This is a genomic window from Arsenicibacter rosenii, from assembly GCF_001870735.1.
In the GTDB taxonomy this organism is placed as follows: Bacteria; Bacteroidota; Bacteroidia; order Cytophagales; family Spirosomataceae; genus Arsenicibacter; species Arsenicibacter rosenii.
In genome coordinates this window covers 1-371 of sequence record NZ_MORL01000314.1, presented here as the reverse complement: position 1 = coordinate 371, position 371 = coordinate 1, and the positions used below count along the sequence as shown (strand labels likewise).

Sequence of the window (371 nt, the reverse complement as noted above, 5' to 3'; positions counted from 1 at the left end):
GCCCTACTATAACCAGATGCTCACAAACAAATCTGAAGACGAAGACTATTCGGGCAGCGCCCACGTATTGGTATGACAGCACAACCATCACAAATTCCGCCGGTGTCCAAAAAGCTGGATGCACCGGTAAAACGCCTGAACGGCAGCAAGGTGCCCGCTCCGGAGAACTACCAGAAACGCCTGGACGAAATCAACCGCGCCAAAGCCAGAATTGCGGAAGAGAATGAGCAGCGATCGCAGGAGATGGCTGAACTTGTATCGGAAGAACAGGAAGCCTGGCAGAAGCATATTCAGGAGCTGCGGGCCCAGAAAGCCATGTACCGGAATATGGCTGTCAATTACCGGCAGCTGGCCAAAGAAGCCGACTCGAA

General features: G+C 53.4%; 1 protein-coding gene. It reads left to right on the top strand.

Annotated features, from left to right (window positions below; translation table 11 throughout):
• Positions 1–72: 72 nt before the first annotated feature.
• The coding region (locus BLX24_RS31410) for a hypothetical protein (protein WP_143092991.1) at positions 73–371 on the top strand (299 nt) is incomplete at its 3' end.